14 protein-coding genes are annotated in these 16661 nt (G+C 57.8%); all 14 read left to right on the top strand.

Going from position 1 to position 16661, the window contains the following annotated elements; genetic code table 11:
* Nucleotides 1-216 precede the first annotated feature (216 nt).
* Nucleotides 217-1566: a Na(+)-translocating NADH-quinone reductase subunit A gene (locus tag H1D44_RS07240; RefSeq protein WP_181514180.1), complete on the top strand. Its 1350-nt coding sequence runs from the start codon at nt 217-219 to the stop codon at nt 1564-1566.
* Nucleotides 1566-2792 (top strand): NADH:ubiquinone reductase (Na(+)-transporting) subunit B, encoded by a 1227-nt coding sequence (locus tag H1D44_RS07235; protein WP_181514179.1) that lies wholly within the window; start codon nt 1566-1568, stop codon nt 2790-2792. Before H1D44_RS07240 ends, H1D44_RS07235 begins: the two co-directional genes overlap by 1 nt.
* Nucleotides 2792-3604 (top strand): Na(+)-translocating NADH-quinone reductase subunit C, encoded by an 813-nt coding sequence (locus tag H1D44_RS07230; RefSeq protein ID WP_181514178.1) that lies wholly within the window; start codon nt 2792-2794, stop codon nt 3602-3604. Before H1D44_RS07235 ends, H1D44_RS07230 begins: the two co-directional genes overlap by 1 nt.
* A gap of 9 nt (nt 3605-3613) precedes the next feature.
* Nucleotides 3614-4282 (top strand): NADH:ubiquinone reductase (Na(+)-transporting) subunit D, encoded by a 669-nt coding sequence (locus H1D44_RS07225; protein WP_181514177.1) that lies wholly within the window; start codon nt 3614-3616, stop codon nt 4280-4282.
* Between the two features lies 1 nt (nt 4283).
* Nucleotides 4284-4901: an NADH:ubiquinone reductase (Na(+)-transporting) subunit E gene (nqrE, locus tag H1D44_RS07220; RefSeq protein WP_181514176.1), complete on the top strand. Its 618-nt coding sequence runs from the start codon at nt 4284-4286 to the stop codon at nt 4899-4901.
* A 71-nt stretch (nt 4902-4972) separates the two neighbouring features.
* Complete coding sequence (gene nqrF / locus H1D44_RS07215) at nt 4973-6205, top strand: NADH:ubiquinone reductase (Na(+)-transporting) subunit F (RefSeq protein ID WP_181514175.1); 1233 nt, start codon at nt 4973-4975, stop codon at nt 6203-6205.
* Nucleotides 6206-6321: 116 nt separating this feature from the next.
* Nucleotides 6322-6981: a hypothetical protein gene (locus tag H1D44_RS07210; RefSeq protein WP_181514174.1), complete on the top strand. Its 660-nt coding sequence runs from the start codon at nt 6322-6324 to the stop codon at nt 6979-6981.
* Nucleotides 6982-6998: 17 nt separating this feature from the next.
* Nucleotides 6999-7265 carry a (Na+)-NQR maturation NqrM gene (nqrM, locus tag H1D44_RS07205; protein WP_181514173.1) on the top strand — a complete coding sequence of 89 codons (267 nt, stop codon included), beginning with the start codon at nt 6999-7001 and terminating at the stop codon, nt 7263-7265.
* A gap of 109 nt (nt 7266-7374) precedes the next feature.
* Complete coding sequence (gene sthA / locus H1D44_RS07200) at nt 7375-8766, top strand: Si-specific NAD(P)(+) transhydrogenase (protein WP_181514172.1); 1392 nt, start codon at nt 7375-7377, stop codon at nt 8764-8766.
* Between the two features lie 706 nt (nt 8767-9472).
* On the top strand, nt 9473-9910 hold the full coding sequence (locus H1D44_RS07195; RefSeq protein ID WP_181514171.1) for a low molecular weight protein-tyrosine-phosphatase: 438 nt from the start codon (nt 9473-9475) through the stop codon (nt 9908-9910).
* 109 nt (nt 9911-10019) lie between these two features.
* Entirely contained in the window at nt 10020-11135 is a 1116-nt protein-coding gene (locus H1D44_RS07190; RefSeq protein WP_181514170.1) for a polysaccharide export protein, read from the top strand.
* Nucleotides 11136-11152: 17 nt separating this feature from the next.
* Nucleotides 11153-13411, top strand: a complete 2259-nt coding sequence (locus H1D44_RS07185) for a polysaccharide biosynthesis tyrosine autokinase (protein ID WP_181514169.1) — start codon at nt 11153-11155, stop codon at nt 13409-13411.
* Between the two features lie 60 nt (nt 13412-13471).
* On the top strand, nt 13472-14758 hold the full coding sequence (locus H1D44_RS07180; RefSeq protein WP_238984435.1) for a sugar transferase: 1287 nt from the start codon (nt 13472-13474) through the stop codon (nt 14756-14758).
* 22 nt (nt 14759-14780) lie between these two features.
* Nucleotides 14781-16583, top strand: coding sequence for an ABC transporter ATP-binding protein (locus tag H1D44_RS07175; protein ID WP_181514168.1), 1803 nt, complete (start codon nt 14781-14783; stop codon nt 16581-16583).
* Nucleotides 16584-16661: the final 78 nt, after the last annotated feature.

Below are 16661 nucleotides of genomic sequence, written 5' to 3'. Positions count from 1 at the left end.
ACCTTTTCCAAACCAGCCATCGCGCGGCTCCATAGCCGCTTTTGCGACCTTAGGCCGTGTGGCCTTTGGTCGCGCTTGTCTTTATAATGCTGGGGATTTTTTCGGGGTGGTCCGAAGCTCCTTCGGGCCTGACTGGTAACGTACCGACTCAACAAGAATTCGAATCCATTCGAACCCCTTTCCTTCGCATTTCCGATCCATCAACTGGGCGAGACTATGATCGAAGTCAAGAAAGGCCTGGATCTCCCCATCACGGGGACGCCCGAGCCGCGCATCGAGGATGCGCGAGCCGTGCGTCACGTGGCTATCCTGGGCACCGACTACGTCGGCATGAAGCCGACCATGGAGGTCCGGGAAGGGGACAGGGTGAAACTGGGCCAACTCCTCTTCACCGACAAGAAGAACGAAGGCGTTCGCTTCACGGCACCGGCGGCCGGTGAAGTCGTCGCCATCAACCGCGGCGAGAAGCGCAAGCTGCTCTCGGTGGTGATCAAGGTCGACGAGAACGAAGAAGCGGTCAAGTTCTCGGCGCATGGCCGCGACAAGCTCGAGAGCCTCGACCGTCAGCTCGTCGTCGACCAGCTGGTCGAGTCGGGCATGTGGACGGCGCTGCGCACGCGTCCCTTCTCGCGCACACCGGCCATCGACAGCGAGCCGGCCGACATCTTCGTCACCGCCATCGACACCCACCCGCTGTGCGCTGATCCTGCCATCGTCATCAACGACCAGCCCGAGGCGTTCGAGGACGGCCTCAAGGTGCTGGCGCGGCTGACCCAAGGCAAGGTGTATCTGTGCACCGCTCCGGAAGCTCGTATTCCCGGCGGCGATGTCAAAGGGGTGCAAGTGGAAACCTTCGGCGGCCCGCACCCGGCTGGCCTGGTAGGCACGCATATCCACCACCTCTCGCCGGTCGCGCTGCACAAGAAGGTGTGGCACATCGGCTATCAGGATGTGATCGCCTTCGGCAAGCTCTTCGCGCAAGGCAAGTTCGAGACCGCACGGGTAGTGGCACTGGGCGGCCCGCGCGCCGAGAAGCCGCGTCTGCTGCGTACGCGAATCGGTGCCAGCACCGAGGAACTCCTGGCAGGTGAAATCCTCCAACCCGAAGACACCCGGGTGATCTCCGGCTCGGTGTTCTCCGGCTTCACCGCAGAGGGCGGTCTGCGTTACCTGGGCCGCTTCCACAACCAGCTGACGGTGCTCGAGGAAGGCAACAAGCGGGCCTTCATGGGCTGGATGTCGCCGGGCAGCAACCGGCACTCCGTGCTGGGCATCTATCTGTCGAAATTCAAGGGTCTCACCAACTATGCGCCCAACACCTCCACCAACGGTTCCGAGCGAGCCATGGTGCCGGTTGGCGTTTACGAGGAAGTGATGCCGTTGGATATTCTGCCGACCCAGTTGCTACGCTCGCTGATCGTCGGTGACATCGAGGTGGCCATGCAGCTCGGATGCCTGGAGCTGGACGAAGAGGACCTGGCGCTGTGCACCTACGTGTGCCCGGGCAAGTACGAATACGGTCCCATCCTGCGTGACAACCTCACCATGATCGAGAAAGAGGCCTGATGATGGGTATCCGACAGACACTCGACAATCTCGAACCGCATTTCCACAAGGGTGGCAAGTACGAGAAGTGGTATCCGCTCTACGAAGCGGTCGACACCATCTTCTATGCTCCCCCCAGCGTGACCAAGACCACGGCTCACGTGCGCGATGGCGTCGACCTGAAGCGCATCATGATCACCGTGTGGCTGTGTACCTTCCCCGCCATGTTCTTCGGCATGTGGAATGCCGGCTGGATGGCCAACACGGCGATCGCTGACGGCTACGCCTCCTTGGGCGGCTGGCGCGAAGCGGTCGTCATGACCCTGGCTGGCGGTCACGACCCGGGCAGCCTGTGGGCCAACTTCGTGCTCGGCGCGACCTACTTCCTGCCCATCTATCTGGTGACCTTCGCCGTCGGCGGGTTCTGGGAAGTGGTCTTCGCGGTCAAGCGTGGCCATGAGGTCAACGAAGGCTTCTTCGTCACCTCCGTGCTCTATGCCTTGATCCTGCCGGCCACCATCCCGCTGTGGCAGGTGGCACTGGGTATCACCTTCGGCGTGGTGATCGGCAAGGAGATCTTCGGTGGCACCGGCAAGAACTTCCTCAACCCGGCGCTGACCGGCCGTGCCTTCCTCTATTTTGCCTATCCGGCGCAGATCTCAGGCGATGCCGTCTGGGTGGCCGCGGACGGCTTTACCGGCGCAACCCCGCTCTCCATCGCCTTCCAGGAGAGCATGGCCGACCTGACCAGCCAGTACAGCTGGTGGGATGCCTTCATCGGCTTCGTACCGGGCTCGGTAGGGGAGGTGTCGACGCTGGCGATATTCATCGGGGCCGCGATACTACTATGGACCAAGATTGCCTCGTGGCGAATCATGCTCGGGGTATTCCTCGGCATGGTCGCGACCAGTGCACTCTTCAACTTGATCGGTTCCGATACCAACCCGATGTTCGCCATGCCGTGGTACTGGCATCTGGTGATCGGTGGTTTTGCCTTCGGCATGGTGTTCATGGCCACCGATCCGGTATCGGCCTCCATGACCAACCAGGGGCGACTCATCTTCGGCATCCTGATCGGCATCATGACGGTCCTGATTCGCGTGGTGAACCCGGCGTTCCCTGAGGGCATCATGCTGGCCATCCTGTTCGCCAACCTGTTTGCCCCGCTGATCGACCACATCTTTGTTCAGGCCAACATCAAGCGCCGCATGCAGCGCACCGGTGTGCCGGCCGAGGAGACTGCCTGATGGCCCAGAGCAACAACTCCATCAAGAAGATCCTGACGGTGGCGTTCGCACTCTGCATCGTGTGCTCCGTCATCGTCTCCACTGCCGCTGTGGCGCTTCGCCCCATGCAGCAGCTCAACGTGGAGCTCGACCGCAAGACCAACATCCTGCGTGTCGCCAACCTCTATGAGCGTGGCATCGACGTGGAAGCGGCCTTCGCCGAGATCACGCCGCGGGTGGTGGACATGCAGACCGGCGAGTACACCGACCAGTTCGACGCAGAAACCTTCGACCACTTCCAGGCGGCCCGCGACCCGGCCACCGGCCGCACCCTGTCGGGTGATCGTGATATCGCCGGCCTGAGCCGTGTCGAGAACTACGCGACGGTCTACCTGGTCGGCGACCCGGACAACCCCGAGCAGATCATCCTGCCGATTCGCGGTCAGGGCCTGTGGGGGCTGATGCGTGGCTACATGTCCATCGAGGGCGACGGCAACACCATCGTCGGCATCACCTACTACGAGCACAGCGAGACGCCGGGCCTGGGTGCGGAAGTCAACAATCCGCGCTGGCAGGCACAGTGGGAGGGCAAGCAGATCTTCGCTGATGAAGAGAGCATCGCCCCCGCCATTCGCGTGGCCCGCGGCAGCGGCACTGGCGAGCATCAGGTAGATGGCCTCTCGGGTGCTACCCTGACTGCCAACGGTGTCACCAACATGCTGCAGTTCTGGCTGAGCCCGGAAGGCTTCGGTGAGTATCTGGCGAGATTCCGTGCAGGAATCGACCCGGAAGAAGCTCAGGAAGCCGATGTCGAACTCGAAGCTGAAGCTTAAGGAGCGATCATGTCAGCCGTTACTCCCAAGAGCGTTCTCACGACGCCGCTGACGAGGAACAACCCCATCGCCCTGCAGGTGCTTGGCATCTGTTCGGCACTGGCCGTGACCACCAGCATGAGCGTGTCGCTGGTCATGACCCTGGCGGTAATCTTCGTCTGTGCGTTCTCGAACCTGTTCGTCTCGCTGATTCGTCAGCACATTCCTTCGTCCATCCGCATCATCGTGCAGATGACCATCATCGCCTCGCTGGTCATCGTGGTGGATCAGGTGCTCAAGGCGTTCGCCTATGAGATGTCCAAGCAGCTGTCGGTGTTCGTCGGCCTGATCATCACCAACTGCATCATCATGGGCCGCGCCGAAGGCTTCGCCATGCAGAACACCCCGGGGCTGTCGTTCCTGGATGGTGTCGGCAACGGCCTGGGCTACGGCCTGATCCTGATGCTGGTCGGCTTCTTCCGTGAACTGTTCGGTTCAGGCAGCGTGTTCGGCTTCACCGTGCTGGCGCCGGTTCAGGACGGTGGCTGGTACGTTCCCAACGGCCTGATGCTGCTGCCGCCGTCGGCGTTCTTCATCATCGGCCTGCTGATCTGGGTGATTCGCGAGATGCATCCTGAACAGGTCGAGGCCAACGAGTTCAAGATGAAGCACAACACCGAGCCGAAGGAGGCTGTGTAACATGGAGCACTATATTAGCCTTTTCGTCGCCTCGGTCTTCGTCGAGAACCTGGCCCTGGCGTTCTTCCTCGGCATGTGTACCTTCCTGGCGGTATCCAAGAAGGTCTCGGCAGCCTTCGGTCTGGGCATTGCGGTGATCGTGGTGCTGACCATTTCGGTGCCGGTCAACAACGTGATCTACAACGCCTTGCTGGCGGAAGGGGCGCTGACCTGGACCGGTATCGCCGGTGCCGAGAACATCGACCTGTCGTTCCTGGGTCTGCTTTCCTACATCGGCGTCATCGCCGCCCTGGTGCAGATCCTCGAGATGTTCCTCGACAAGTACGTGCCGGTACTCTACAACGCGCTGGGCGTATTCCTGCCGCTGATCACCGTGAACTGCGCCATCCTCGGTGGCGTGCTGTTCATGGTCGAGCGTAACTACAACTTCGGCGAGTCCGTGATCTACGGCTTCGGCTCCGGGGTTGGCTGGGCGCTGGCGATCACCGCCCTGGCGGGGCTGCGCGAGAGGCTCAAGTACAGCGATGTGCCTGGCGGCCTTCAGGGGCTCGGCATTACCTTCATCACCGTGGGTCTGATGTCACTGGGCTTCATGTCCTTCTCCGGCATTCAGCTCTGAGCCAGGGCGCGTTTCCGGCGCTGCGGCGCAGCGCCGGAAAGCAGGTTACTCACAGCAAATAGGAAACCGACATGGTTGCAACATCTGTCATCTTGCTCGGTGTGTTCATGTTCACCCTGATCGTCATCGGTCTGACGCTGGTGATCCTGGCCGCTCGCAGCAAGCTCGTGAGCACCGGCGACGTGACCATTGAGGTCAACGGCGACCCGGAGCACACCATCACTACCCAAGCCGGTGGCAAACTGCTCAACACGCTGGCGGCGAACGGCATCTTCCTCTCCTCGGCCTGCGGCGGCGGCGGCTCCTGCGCCCAGTGCAAGTGCCGTGTGGAAGAGGGTGGCGGTGCCATCCTGCCCACCGAGGAATCCCACTTCACCATGCGCGAGAAGAAGGAGGGCTGGCGTCTCTCCTGCCAGGTGCCGGTGAAGCAGGACATGAAGGTGGAAGTGCCCGAGGAAGTCTTCGGCGTCAAGATGTGGGAGTGCGAGGTCATCTCCAACCCCAACGTCGCCACCTTCATCAAGGAGCTCAACCTCAAGCTGCCCGAGGGCGAAGAGGTCGATTTCCGCGCCGGTGGCTACGTCCAGCTGGTGGCTCCTCCCTACGATATCAAGTTCTCCGACTTCGATATCGAGGAGGAGTATCGTGGCGACTGGGAGAAATTCGATCTGTTCAAGATCTCCCACAAGAACAACGAGGAAGTCATCCGCGCCTACTCCATGGCGAACTATCCGGAAGAGAGGGGCATCCTCAAGTTCAACATCCGTATCGCCACGCCGCCCCCGGGCACCAGTCATCCGCCGGGCCTGATGTCGACCTACGTCTTCAACCTGAAGCCGGGCGACAAGGTCACCGTGATGGGGCCCTTCGGTGAATTCTTCGCCAAGGAGACCGATGCCGAGATGGTCTTCGTCGGCGGTGGTGCGGGGATGGCGCCTATGCGCAGCCACATCTTCGACCAGCTCAAGCGCCTCAAGTCCCAGCGCAAGATCTCCTTCTGGTATGGTGCGCGCTCCTGGCGTGAGACCTTCTACAACGAGGAGTACGACCAGCTGGCGGAGGAGTTCCCCAACTTCCAGTGGCACCTGGCGCTGTCGGACCCGCTGCCCGAGGACAACTGGAACGGCCCGACTGGCTTCATCCACAACGTGTTGTACGAGAATTACCTCAAGGACCATCCGGCTCCGGAGGATTGCGAGTACTACATGTGCGGACCGCCCATGATGAACGCATCCGTCATCAAGATGCTGCTGGATCTGGGTGTCGAGCCCGAAAACATCCTGCTGGATGACTTCGGCGGATGATCCCGCTCGCCCTCGGGCGACTCTCCGGGCTGGCCCATCCTGGGCCGGCCCGGCTCCTTCTCCTGTTATGGGCATCGACCCTGCTCATCGCATGTCGGCCGCAGGCCGATGAGCACATGTTCCAGGGCACGACTCTGGGCACGGGGTACCATATCACCCTGTATGCCAATCTCGATCCGCAACAGATCACTGAGATCGAAGTTGGTATACAAGGTGAATTGGCAATACTCGAAGGCCAGCGCAGCCATTTCCACCGGGCGGCGGCAATGGCGTTTGGACGTTTCTGGGCGGTGCTGCCCACCTCCCTGCAGCATGAGGTCGATCGCTGGTTTCATGCGCTGGCGGTAGATCGTCTGACGCAGTGGTTCGAGGAACATGATCTGGCCCCCTCGGCGGTGATGGTCGAGGTGGGGGGAGTGGTACGTGGTATCGGTGACCCCTCCGGTGGTTACTGGCGTCTATCGCTTGACCAGGCGGGCCTTCCCGCCCCCGACGGCGCACGCTACGTACGCTTGCAGGATGCCGCCCTGGTGCACCGATTCGTGCAGCAGGCGCCAGCGCCTCTGGTCACTCCTGCAGCACCGCTGTCGGTAAGCGTCATCGCCGCGGATGCCAGCCGGGCCATCTATGAGGCCAGCCTGATGATTCATGCCGGGCCCGAAGAAGCCTTGCGTCTGGCCAAGGAGTTGGATAGCGCGGCCAGGGTTGTTGTCAAGACACCACAGGGTATCGAAATTCATCATAGTGCGGCACTCGAGCCTTGGCTCGAGCCATAGCCGCCAGGAGAGACGCAATGACCATTTACCTTGTCGTTCTGGGCTTCATGCTGCTGATCATGGCTGCCATGGCGATTGGCGTGATCATGGGGCGCAAGCCGATCGCCGGCTCCTGTGGTGGCCTCAACAGGCTTGGCCTCAAGGAAGGCTGCGATATCTGTGGAGGCAAGGACGAAGTCTGCGAGGAAGAGAATCGCAAGCGCCAGGCCGGGCAGGTCAGTGCTCGCCGCAGGAGCGACGAGAGTCGCGGTGCGGACCTGGGCTACGACGCCACTCGCCGTTGACGCCAAATCCGGCTCGCCCCACGGGTAGTCAGGCGCGGGCGGGCCGGGTTAGGCGCGGGTGAGGAGGCCGCAAGCCAATATCGACAAGGGAAAGGAGACACAAGAACCCATGGCAGTCCACAACTACGACGTGGTGGTGATCGGCACCGGACCCGCCGGCGAGAGTGCGGCCATCAATGCCGCCAAGCATGGCAAGCGGGTCGCGGTGGTCGAGAAACAGCCGGTGCTCGGAGGCAACTGCACTCACTGGGGCACCATACCCTCCAAGGCACTGCGCCATCAGGTCAAGCAGATCATGCAGTTCAATACCAACCGCATGTTCCGCGACATCGGCGAGCCGCGCTGGTTCTCCTTTCCCAAGGTCATGGAACGCTCCCGCATCACCATCGACCAGCAGGTCGAGATGCGTACCCGCTTCTATGCCCGCAACCGGATTGACCTCTACAGCGGCGTCGCTCGCTTCAAGGACGAACACACCCTGTTGGTACGTGACCGCCAGGATGTGTCGGAAGAGCTGGTAGCGCAAAAGATCGTGATCGCCACGGGCTCGCGCCCCTATCGCCCGGCGGATATCAACTTCCGTCACCCACGCATCTATGACTCGGACACCATTCTCAGCCTGTCGCATACGCCGCGAACGCTGATCATCTTCGGTGCCGGCGTGATCGGCTGCGAATACGCTTCGATCTTTTCCGGTCTTGGCGTCAAGGTCGACCTGATCAACAGCCGCGACAGCCTGCTCTCGTTCCTCGACGACGAGATTTCGGATGCGCTCTCCTACCACCTGCGCAAGCACGGAGTCCTGATCCGCCACAATGAAGAGTATGAGCGGGTCGAAGGGGATGAGTCGGGTGTGGTGCTCTATCTCAAGTCGGGCAAGAAGCTGCGCGCGGATGCCTTCCTTTGGGCCAACGGCCGCACCGGCAACACCGATGAGCTTGGTCTGGAAAACATCGGCATCGAGGCCAACGGCCGCGGTCAGCTGCAGGTCGACGATCACTACCGTACCATCATCCCGCATATCTATGCCGCCGGTGATGTCATCGGCTGGCCAAGCCTGGCGAGTGCGGCCTATGATCAGGGGCTGAACGCCTGTGACGAGCTGCTTGAGCGGGACTACCGCTACGTGAGCGAAGTGCCGACCGGGATCTACACCATCCCCGAGATCAGCTCGTTCGGCCGGACGGAGCGTGAGTTGACCGAAGCCAAGGTGCCCTACGAAGTGGCACAGGCCTTTTTCAAGGATACCGCCCGCGCCCAGATCACCGGCGACACGGTGGGCATGCTCAAGATCCTGTTCCATCAGGACACCCTGGAAATCTACGGCATTCACTGCTTCGGCGACCAGGCCTCCGAGATCGTTCACATCGGCCAGGCGATCATGCAGCAGAAGGGCGAAGCCAACACGCTGAAGTACTTCGTCAACACCACCTTCAACTACCCCACCATGGCCGAGGCCTACCGTGTGGCGGCTCAGAACGGGCTGAACCGGGTCTTCTAGAAAAGGCTATCGATTGTCTGTCCAATACGCCGATCCTTTCAGATCGGCGTATTTTTTTGATGCGTGCAATATCAGAAGAAAGTAGGGCCCTCGCAGGAAATTCAGAGCAATATCATTCTAAGTGTATGGGAAACACCATTCCTCTTGGTGAGTGCTTCCCCAGAAGCGGTGTATGTCCTGTAGGCCAGGTGACTATAACTAGTTGATGTTGTCTCGCGCTCGCTTATTTTTTTATGAAATAAATGCGAATTAAAACCCTTGTGGCGGCTGATATTTATACTTGATAATTTGTAATAATGGTTTTTGTAATTATTTTAGTATTACTAAACTAGTCATTTTTAATAAAATAAAGTTATATTTCTAATTTTGGCGTATGTCGAAACCTCCTTCAGCACATGTTTAAAAAATAAGGATGTCAAACCCGGCCCGGTTTGTTAATTATTGTATGCAGGGTGTTTCCAAAGTTTCCGTCCTAGCTATTCCTGTTGCCATACGGAGACAGGGTTTGGTGGAAATCCTAGAAAGGTGAATCTTGGGAAGTAAGGCTAGGGAGGCGGCCGATAAAACTCCGGGGCGGTAGCGTGGCAAAATTATACGCAACCCAAAGTTACGCTCTGCAAAATTTGGAATTGCCAATGGTTTGCCAGCGCATGCGAGGCACCATGACTGACAGTGGGAAGAGCAGTGGCCTGCTAAACCGATAAAGATGTCCTTACGTGTACTAATCATTTGCACTGGTAATGTATGCCGCAGCCCGGTAGCTGCGGCCTTACTCAGGAAACTCATGCCTGATAGGCAAGTGAGTTCCGCCGGCCTCATGGCCTTGGTAGGGCGCGGAGTCGCCCATCAGGCGCGTTATCTGGCTGAGGCAGACGGCCTTGAAGTGGCCGATCACAAGGCGCGACAGCTTAGTCACCAACTTATCTTGGAGCACGACCTCATCTTGGTGATGAGCGAAAGACAACGCAATGCTATCGGGGAGCGCGCCCCGGAAGCCCTGGGAAAAGTGATGCTTATGGGACACTGGCTAGATGATGAAAAAGGAAAGGAAATACCAGACCCATACAGGCAGAGTGACGAAATGTATATGCACGTACATTTAAAGATAAAAGAAGCTGCAGAAGCATGGGCAAAGATATTGTAAGGCTTGCCGAGTGCGTTAAGGTTGAGAGGATCGATAAATCATATTGGATGTCAGTTTTTTCATTAGCATGAGATTAAAGTAATAAAAAACTATAATGGTAGGAAGAAATATGGGCATCTTACGCAGGAATCTGGCGTGGTATCTGTTCGCTGTCATCAGCCTTTCTGGCTGTGCTTTGGCGCCTGGGGGAAATATTACCTATGATGCCGACCCTCCGGACATCGATCACTTGGTGGATATTCAGGCTATCACACCGGAGTTAGTGTCCCGTTATCGGCGTGAGGTGAATGGTGATATCGCCAGCTTGATGCCGCCACAACTTCGCACAGAGATAGATGAATACGAGTATCTTGTTGGGCGGAGCGACGTCCTGAGTATCACTGTCTACGACCATCCAGAGTTGACGATTCCTGCCGGCGGTGAGCGCAGCGCCGAAGAGGCCGGGCATGTCGTCCAGCGCGATGGCAGCATCTTTTATCCCTATATTGGTCGTGTCCATGTCGAAGGGCGCACGGTAGAAGATATCCGCCGGATCCTTACCAGCCGCCTCTCTCAATACATCTCCGACCCCCAGCTTGAAGTCCGTGTCGCCGGCTACCGGTCGAAGAGGGTCTATATCAGCGGTGCTGTGGGATCTCCCGGCACGCTGCCGGTCACCAACGAGCCCATGACTGTCCTGGATGCTATCAGTGCTGTGGGTGGCGCGAGTGATAGCGCAAACTGGCATCAAGTAGTGCTCAACCGCGATGGTCGCAAGGAAGAGCTCTCTCTTTATGCACTGTTACGACAGGGCGATCAGACCCAGAATCGCCTGCTGAAGGATGGAGATGTCGTGCACGTGCCGACTCTCGAAACCCAAAATGTGGCGGTACTAGGTCAGGTACGTTCTCCCGGTAACCTGACCTTGGGCAACGAAAGGATCACACTGACCGATGCAATTGCCAGGGCAGGAGGGGTGGTGGAAACCGCAGCGCGGCCTTCCGGCATCTTTGTCATCCGCACTCAGCCGGAAGAGAGCGACAAGATTGCTACCGTCTATCAGCTCGATATCAGTAATGCTACGGCGCTGACCATGGGCACTCACTTCCCGCTGCAACCCCAGGATGTGGTCTATGTCACCGCCGCACCAATCGCTCGCTGGAACACTGTGATCAGTCTGCTGCTGCCTTCGGCAATCCTGCCGGGGACCGTAGTCGATGTCTCGTCGGATATTGGCGAACTCTGAACAGGCAGACCTTAGATATGACCCAGATGCCTTCTCTTCCTTCCACACCGCCCAGGAACAATGATATCGACCTGCGTCGGTTCTTTGGAAATTTCTTGCAGTACAAGTGGTGGATTCTGGCCATCACCCTGGTGTTTACGGCGTGGGGGTGGGGCTATGGTCAGCTTTCGATCCCGATCTACCAGGGAGATGCCCTGGTCCAGATCGAGCGACGCGGCACTGTGAACCCTTTGGCGGACGCCATGGGGAGCGAGGGGGATGATAACGCCATGGCTGAAGTGCGCATTCTGAGCTCCCGGATGGTGCTGGGTCAGGTGGTTGATCAGACTGATATCGATACGCTAGTACAGCCCAGGCGGCTCCCACTGATCGGGGAGTACGTTCAGCGCAATGGAATTGAGCGCCCCAATCCTGAAGAGCACCCGGTGATCGGCTGGCTGTTGTCCCGCTTGCCGTTCGACCTGCTGGCATATATGAGCTTCGATGAGGCTGTCTGGGGCCATGAGTGGATTCAGGTCACCGAGTTGGATACCGATGATCGATACCGCAATACGCCCATTACCCTACGAGTGGCCAGTCCACTACAGTATCGACTCTATCTGGGAGAGGAACTGCTCGGGGAGGGCATGGTAGGTCGGTTGGAGGCCTTCATGGACGGAGCCCTCAGTGTCCGAGTGGGAGAGATTCGGGCGCCGGCTCGCAGTGAGTTCGCTCTGACCAAGCTGTCACGTACCGCAGCCATCGGCTCACTGCGATCGCGGCTGGAGGTAATTCCGGACGGTGGGCGTAGCGGTAGCACCGGCATCATCACTCTGCTGCTCAGGGGCGAGGACCGTGCTGAGATAGACAGCTCGCTAAATGCCATCACACGTACCTTCTTGATGCAAAACGTGGAGCGGCAGTCGGAGGAGGCCGACAAGCGGCTGCGTTTCCTCGAAGAGCAGGCTCCGTCCATGCGGGAGACTCTCACCGGAGCGGAGAATCGACTCAACGAATATCGGGTCCAGGCGGGCAGCGTCGATCTCTCGTCCGAGTCATCGAGCCTGGTGTCACGACTGATTGAGTTGGAAGAGCGGCTTAACGAGCTGGAGGTCTCCCAGGAGGAGATGTCCATGCGCTATACCCGCCACCATCCTGCCTATCAGTCGTTGATGCGCCAGCGTACACGATTGCTGGAAGAGCGCGAGAGGCTCAATGCTCGCATCGACGAAATGCCCGGTTCCCAGCAAGAGATCATCCGGTTGACTCGGGACGTGGAGGTCGCTCAAAGCATCTATGTGAGTATGCTTAACCGTGCACAGGAGTTGCAGGTCTCTCGGGCGGGGATCGTGGGCAATATCCGCATCATCGACAATGCGCATGTGGGAGGAGGCCCCATCTTTCCCAATCGCAAGCTGATGCTGCTGCTGTACAGCTTCCTCGGGGTCCTGCTGGGCGTCGCCTTCGCCGTGGTGCGTGGTCTGATGAGTCGTGGAATCGAGACCTCTCAACAGCTGGAAGAGGCAGGCCTGCCGGTCTATGCTACTATCCCGCAATCTGACAGCCAACAGAAACTGGTGCGACGGATCCATAACCGGCGCAGGAAGTACAAGAAGAATGTGATATATGGAACCCTGGCCACGGCTAACCCCACCGATGGTGCAGTTGAAGCGCTCCGCAGCCTGAGAACCAGTCTGCACTTCGCGATGGTGGAAGCCAAGAGCAATTCCATCATGATTACTGGGCCGACCATGGAGTTGGGGAAAAGCTTCACGACGATCAACCTCGCAGCAACCTGTGCCCAGGGCAGTCAGCGAGTCTTGGTCATCGATGCCGACATGCGCAAAGGCCATATCCACGATGCCTTCAAGGGGAGCCCGGAACTGGGACTATCCGAACTGCTGTCGGGGCAGGTCGAATGCCAGGATGCTGTACGCCACACCCATATAGAAGGGCTGGAATACATCTCCCGCGGAAAGGTGCCCCCCAATCCGTCGGAGCTGCTGATGCAGAAGCGCTTCTCGTCACTCATCGATGAGCTCAGCGCCAAATATGATCTGGTCATCATCGACACCCCCCCCATCCTGGCGGTCACGGATGCCACCATCGTCGGCAAGGTGGTGGGCACCAGCCTGATGATAACGCGCTTCCAGGTAACCACGCAGAAAGAGGTCGAGGCAGCGCTTCGGAAACTGGAAACGGCTGGTGTCAGGGTACGGGGTGCGATCCTCAACGGTATCGAGAGGCGACTAGCCAAGCAGTATGGCTATCAGTACTACAGCTATAGCTACCGCTGATATATGACCGGCCTCTAGGGACCAATCATCCATAGCTTGACACAATGGTGGCGAGGGAACGTGAATACACTTTCCAATGTCATGCAGCACCAGCGACGGCGTTCACGTTTTTCAGAACGCTTGCTGTTGAGCAGGCGTGTGCAGTTCGCAACCGGCCTGTGCGTAGTGGTGCTGGCACCGGCTTTGTGGCTGTGGGGGTGGAGCTTCTGGACGAACAGTGCACCCAGCCAAGGCTACAGCATGGCCGTAGTGACATTGGCCTACGCCTTGCCGGTGATTCTGGCACTTCAGTTGTCACGTTATCCTGGGATGCGTCCGCTGATGGTCGTTTTGCCGGGGTTGGCGATGGGCTTTGGTGTGGCATTGGGCGGAGCCATCGCTCTGGAACTGTTGATTGATCCTACCTATGTTGGATCTGCAATGGGGCTGGCGGCGCTCTGGTCGCTTGCACACTACCAGTTGGTTTCTCGCTACTCGATCTTGAAACTGGCCGTAGTACCTTACGGCAGAGCCAATAGTATGAGTCCCAGCCCGAATGTAGAGTGGTGTCCACTCCTGGCTCCCAGCTTGGTCGGTCACCGAGTGGATGGCGTAGTGGTCGACATGAAGGAGTTACTGCCGAAAGAGTGGCAAGGCTTTCTGGCGGATTGCACCATCAGTGGTATTCCCATCTACCATGCCACCACCGTCCAGGAGATGATCAACGGCCGGGTTCCCCTCGATCAACTATTCGAAAATCAATACGGGAGCCTGCGGCCGCGTGATGATTATGATGTGATCAAGCGCCTGATGGATATTTTAGGCGCCTTGATACTCATCCCCGTCATGTTACCGCTGATGCTGATCGTAGCCGTGCTGATACGACATGACAGCTCCGGTCCGTCCCTGTTTACCCAGCAGCGAATGGGATTTCACTGTCGCCCTTTTACTCTCTACAAGTTTCGCACAATGTATGTCGATCAACAGGGATCTGGGTTCACAAGTGAAGGATATGATCCGAGAATTACCCGTATAGGGCACGTTCTGAGAAAGTATCGGATCGATGAACTTCCCCAGCTATTCAATGTACTCAAGGGTGACATGAGCCTGATCGGCCCTCGGCCCGAGTCCATGAATCTCACCGATTGGTACGAAAAGGATGTACCTTTCTTCTTCTATCGCCATATGGTGAAGCCGGGTATCACCGGCTGGGCCCAGGTGGAGCAGGGCTATGCCGCTGAAGTTGACGGCATGGTGCGCAAGATTGAATACGATTTCTACTATATCAAGAACATTTCATTCTGGCTCGATATGCTAATCGTGATAAAGACAGTCAAGATCATACTCACTGGATTTGGTTCCAGGTGAGGATTAACTCTTTCGGTGAACTATGCTGACAAGCTTGTTGGAACTCTACAGGCTGCTGACCCACGAGCAGCGTAGGAAGTTACTAAAGCTGCAAATTCTAGTCGTGGTGATGGCGCTTCTCGAGATTCTAGGTGTGATGTCGATCGGTCCTTTCATGGCGATGGTAGGGGATATCAGTCTCCTCGAGGGGGAGGGAGTGATGGCTGGTATCTACCAATGGAGCGGAATGGCAACGCCTGAGGCGTTTTTATTCTGGGCAGGGGTGGTGGTGTTGGTATGTCTTATCACCGCGGCCCTGGTCTCGATGTATACCGTCTGGCGGCTGTGTTTGTTCGGGTCATTGATTGGAGCGGAGCTATCTAGCCGACTATATCGTTATTATGTACATCAGGATTGGCTCTACCATGCCTCAGGCAGCAGCAATCAGCTGACCAACAAGATTGCTCAGGAGTGCCGGAGGGTCACTGACAATATCATCAATCCGGTCCTTCAGCTAAATGCCAGGGCGATGATGGCGCTGTTTATGATGGCGGCGATTTTTATCTATAACCCATGGGTAGCGATCATTGGGATATCAATATTCCTAGCCTCTTATGTTGTACTGTACCGTACTGTTCGCCAGCGTTTGAGAAAAAACGGCCAAGTAATTTCCGCGGTGGAAGGCATGCGTTACAAGTTGATGGCGGAGGGGTTTGGGGGTGTCAAGGACATGCTGCTGTTGGGGCGTCAGCGGATATTTGTCGAGCGATTCAATGATCAGAGTCGGCGCTTTGCGTGGGCTGTGGGAACCAATCAGGTCATGGCCCGCGTTCCACGCTACATGATGGAGCTGGTGGCCTTTGGTAGCGTCATTTTCCTGGTGCTTTATCTATTGAAAAGTCACCAAAGCAATCTGGGAGCGATCCTGCCGGTACTCTCGGTTTATGCCCTGGCCGGGTTCAAACTCTTGCCTGCTTTTCAGGAGATCTATTCCGGAATTTCCAACATTCGCAGCAACGTTGCGGCATTCGAGAGTATCCGTGACGATCTGGCTGCGAGTGTAGACGAGAAATTGCTCCTAGGTGAAGCAAATTGCGATAGCAAACGGCTAATCCCAGAGGAGACACTAGTACTCAAGGACATCACCTTCCGCTACCCAGGGAAAGTGGAGCCGGCATTGAACGGCCTGACGCTGACGATACCGGCTCGAAAGACCATCGGCCTGGTGGGGCCATCAGGCTCGGGCAAGTCAACGACGATCGATCTATTGCTGGGGCTGATTGAACCTAATGAAGGTGAGCTATTGATAGACGGAACCCCACTCCAGCCGGAGCAGAAACGCCAGTGGCAGAACGCTTTGGGGCTGGTACCGCAGTTCATTTTTCTGGCCGATGCCAGCATCCGGGAGAACATCGCCTTTGGCCTACCATCGGAGCAGGTCAATGAAGAGAAGGTCCGGCGTGCAGCAGACATGGCACACTTGGGTGAGCTGCTCGATCAACTGCCTCAGGGACTGGATACCCGGGTAGGGGAGCGGGGGGTCCAGCTATCCGGTGGCCAACGACAGCGTATCGGCATTGCTCGAGCGCTCTATCATGATGCGGACCTTCTGGTGCTCGATGAAGCGACCAGTGCTCTTGATGGGATCACCGAGCAGTTGATCATGGATGCCATCAATGATTTCTCCGGTAACAAGACCATCGTAATCATCGCGCATCGCCTGGCCACTGTGAGAAAGTGCGATCGTATCTATCTGATGGAAAACGGTCAGGTGATCGATCAAGGCAGTTACGACGAGCTGAACACCCGTAACCTGATGTTCCGGCGCATGGTTCAGAATGCCTAACTGTAGGGTCCCGGATGATCAAATCGCCTATAGGAGTTATCCTCTGCTAGTGGCCAGAGGGCTTCTTCAGCAATTCAT

Origin of the sequence: Billgrantia kenyensis (assembly GCF_013697085.1) — a bacterium.
In the GTDB taxonomy this organism is placed as follows: Bacteria; Pseudomonadota; Gammaproteobacteria; order Pseudomonadales; family Halomonadaceae; genus Halomonas; species Halomonas kenyensis.
This window is presented reverse-complemented; position numbering and strand designations above follow the sequence as displayed.